We start from the raw sequence: 3,116 nt of genomic DNA, 5'->3' as shown, positions 1-3,116 counted from the left end.
TAAATCCTTATCTGGTAAGAGACTTAATTGATTAGTTTGCTCTAGAGCAAAAACAATTGACAAAAATCGCTAAATGCCTTTCTATGTAAGGGTTCCATCCCTTATAACCCCCGTCCATTGCATAACACAAACCGAAGAGCCTCACTGATCACTGATTACTGTTTACTAATCACAGCAAAAAGTGTTCATGTTAGTGAGCTTGTCGAACTACTGATCTCACGACGAAGTCTGACGGCTTAGATGTGTAATTAATTTTGCTTAGGTACTTAAAAGAGCGCGATCAGTACCCAGAAAAAATCGACTACTAGGGGCTTCCTACTGCAATTCCTCAAGTTTTTTCAAAACCGCTTCTGCATGGGCTTTTACCTTGACATTTGACCAAATATAGGCAATATTTCCCCGGGGGTCGATCAGGAAAGTGGAGCGTCTAATCCCCATATATTCCTTGCCCATAAATTTTTTTAATCCCCAGACTTGATAAATTTCCGCCTGTTGATGTTCGGGATCGCTCAATAATTGAATAGTTAAATTGTGTTTTTCAATAAAACGACAGTGGGACTTTTCTGAATCGGGACTAACTCCCAGAATTACCGCATTTAATTGCTGAAATTGCGGCGACAAAGCGGTAAAATCGATCGCTTCTGTGCTGCAGCCCGGAGTGTTATCTTTGGGATAAAAATATAAGACCAACCATTGACCGGCAAAATCTGCTAATTTACTAATTTCCCCCCTTTGGTTGGGGGTGGCAAATTCGGGGGCTTTTTGTCCAACTTCTAGGGTCATTTTTAGGAGTGTAAAGGCAAGAGTAAGAAAGGAGCGAGGGAGAGGGAAAGCAATAGCCAGACTTGATAGTTAAATCTGGGAAGTTCGGGGTTTTCTGACTCGACTAAAGCATCGATTCTCTCTAATAAACAATTATTTAAAGAATGATCATTGAGAGCGACACAGCAACTATCGGAGAAACTTATTTCCGCTACTTGATTAACTTTTTCTGCCACTAAAAGCAGCGATTCAGCTAATAGTAAATAATCCACTTGTCCAGAAGCATACTTATCGGCGCGCAATTCCCGCAAGAAGACCAATTCTGACCATAAATTCTCGCTATTGGGCAGCCAAGAAGACATCGATCGCAACCAACCTAACCAGAAAAACCAGAAAGTGTCATGATATTCTTGGTGAGCTTGTTCGTGGGCTAAAACTGCTTGTAAATGTTCTTGATCTAAGAGATTTAATAATCCTTGGGTTACAATTAATTCCGACTTCCAGAAGCCAACTCTGGCACTGTAGGGAAAATCCACTGCTAAAACTCTCGCCTTCTGAGCGGTGATTTTTTTGAGGGGATAACTGCTAAAATCCCGATGGGTTTGCCAAGTTTGATAGGAGAGTTTTATCAAACACAATATAGCAAAAACTAGCCAAATTATAGCACTAAAGTAACTAATTAAACTGGAGTTATAACCCAACATTTGCCCGCGATAGCCCATACAAACCACCGATATAACTGTCATTAACAGCAGCAAAGGAGGAAAGAGAAAGAAAAATAGCGTTATCTGCCAACGACGCTGATAGCTGGGCAGAAACCAACGTAAACCAATGGCGATAGTTAATGCTAGTAATAACATTGAACCGTGCATTAGCTTTCTCTCCGTTGTTGACGCAGGGTATCTAAACGAGATGCGATCGCTTTTAATTGTTCGACACTAGCAGTATCGAGACTATCGGCAAAAGAAGCCACCACATCCGCATTACCAATAGCCAAAAAACGATGTAATTGTTCGTAGGCTTTAATTGCCTGTGCTTGTTCCTTAGAAACCATCGGTTTCCAGTAGAAAATCCGACCCTTTTTATAACAACTTAACCAGCCTTTATTAGTTAAACGACGCAGTACCGTAGTCACAGAAGTATAGGCCAGATCTCGTTCCGGATCCGCTAAAATGCGATCGTGGACATCCTTAACGCTAACGGGTTCCAATTCCCAGACAATATTGAGAATTTCCGCTTCCAGGGGGCCCAGGGATAACTGTTTTGGTTGATAGGTCGGCAATTGAGCCATAGTCACACAGAAATGAAGATTACTTTCCTGATCATAGCGGCGGATATCGATCGCCTGATAAAATAGCAACGATCCTTTATATTGTCTTTATGTCCACCGAAACTAATTTAACCACAACTACGGGCGCTGATGCCATTGATGTGGCGATCGCTAATGGCATTGATTTTGATGGTTCCCCAATTCCCCCGGCAAAATTGGAACTTTATCACCGGGTAATGGGTTTGGAAGCAGGACGACAAAGAAGCGGGGTTTCTAACACGATGAGATCGCGAATTGTCCGCATCGGGGCTAAACATATCCCCCAAGAGGAATTAAATCAGCTGTTGTTAGCCGCCGATTTTGCCCCTCTCAAGGAGAAAGAAATCGCTTTTTACCTATAATGTCGGCTTTTCATCTCTCGGTTTCACCTCGGAGATGAAAAGTTCCGCCAGCATAGAACAGCGAAGCACGACTAAGAATAACTCTAATCTATAGTTGCCAATTTAACTTTAGTATGCTAGAGTAGTTTGCGTGGTAGGTCGATAACGCAAAATGTTTGTTTTAGAGTACAAGCTTAGAGGAAAACCATCTCAATATCAAGCCATTGATGAGGCTATTCGGACAGTCCAGTTTGTTCGGAATAAATGTCTTAGATATTGGGAAGACAATAAAGGTGTAGGACAAAAGGATGTATATAAATATGTCACTCAATTAAGAAGTGAATACCCTTTTGTTCAAGACCTTAACTCTACAGCTTGTCAACAGGCTTGCGAACGGACTTGGACTGCTATTCTTAGGTTCTATAATAACTGTAAGAACAAAATTGCTGGTAAGAAAGGATATCCTAAATACTCTAAACGTACTCATTCTGTTGAGTTTAAAAAGTCAGGTTGGCAACTTAATCGAAATTCCAAGAGAATAACTTTCACTGATGGGAAAAACATTGGGGAGTTAAAACTAATTGGTAGTCGAGACTTGTTGGATTTTCAAGAATGGCAAATTCAACGGATAAGAATAGTTAAAAGGGCTGATGGATATTATTGCCAGTTAATGCTAAAACTCGATGCTAGAGATATAACCCCAC

5 protein-coding genes are annotated in these 3,116 nt (G+C 41.0%); 2 read left to right on the top strand and 3 right to left on the bottom strand.

From position 1 onward, the window contains the following. Positions 1 to 315 precede the first annotated feature (315 nt). From bcp to O9332_RS20260, 3 genes are read right to left on the bottom strand one after another with little or no spacing between them, the layout of a single operon-like run. Positions 316 to 783 (bottom strand): thioredoxin-dependent thiol peroxidase, encoded by a 468-nt coding sequence (bcp, locus tag O9332_RS20270; RefSeq protein WP_288027121.1) that lies wholly within the window; start codon positions 781 to 783, stop codon positions 316 to 318. Positions 784 to 785: 2 nt separating this feature from the next. After that, on the bottom strand, positions 786 to 1,634 hold the full coding sequence (locus O9332_RS20265) for a M56 family metallopeptidase (protein WP_288027119.1): 849 nt from the start codon (positions 1,632 to 1,634) through the stop codon (positions 786 to 788). Continuing rightward, positions 1,634 to 2,122: a BlaI/MecI/CopY family transcriptional regulator gene (locus O9332_RS20260; protein WP_002761005.1), complete on the bottom strand. Its 489-nt coding sequence runs from the start codon at positions 2,120 to 2,122 to the stop codon at positions 1,634 to 1,636. Before O9332_RS20260 ends, O9332_RS20265 begins: the two co-directional genes overlap by 1 nt. 20 nt (positions 2,123 to 2,142) lie before the next feature. Here O9332_RS20260 and O9332_RS20255 point away from each other — a divergent pair, with 20 nt between their 5' ends. Next, positions 2,143 to 2,433, top strand: coding sequence for a small RNA NsiR4-regulated ssr1528 family protein (locus O9332_RS20255; protein WP_002732452.1), 291 nt, complete (start codon positions 2,143 to 2,145; stop codon positions 2,431 to 2,433). Positions 2,434 to 2,584: 151 nt separating this feature from the next. Beyond that, positions 2,585 to 3,116: RNA-guided endonuclease InsQ/TnpB family protein (locus O9332_RS20250; RefSeq protein ID WP_502846660.1), on the top strand; the 532-nt coding region annotated here is incomplete at its 3' end.

The sequence above is a fragment of the Microcystis sp. LE19-10.1B genome, assembly GCF_027530565.1.
GTDB classification, from domain to species: domain Bacteria; phylum Cyanobacteriota; class Cyanobacteriia; order Cyanobacteriales; family Microcystaceae; genus Microcystis; species Microcystis aeruginosa.
Note: the sequence above shows the minus strand (reverse complement) of the source record. Positions and strands in the feature narration are given on the sequence as shown.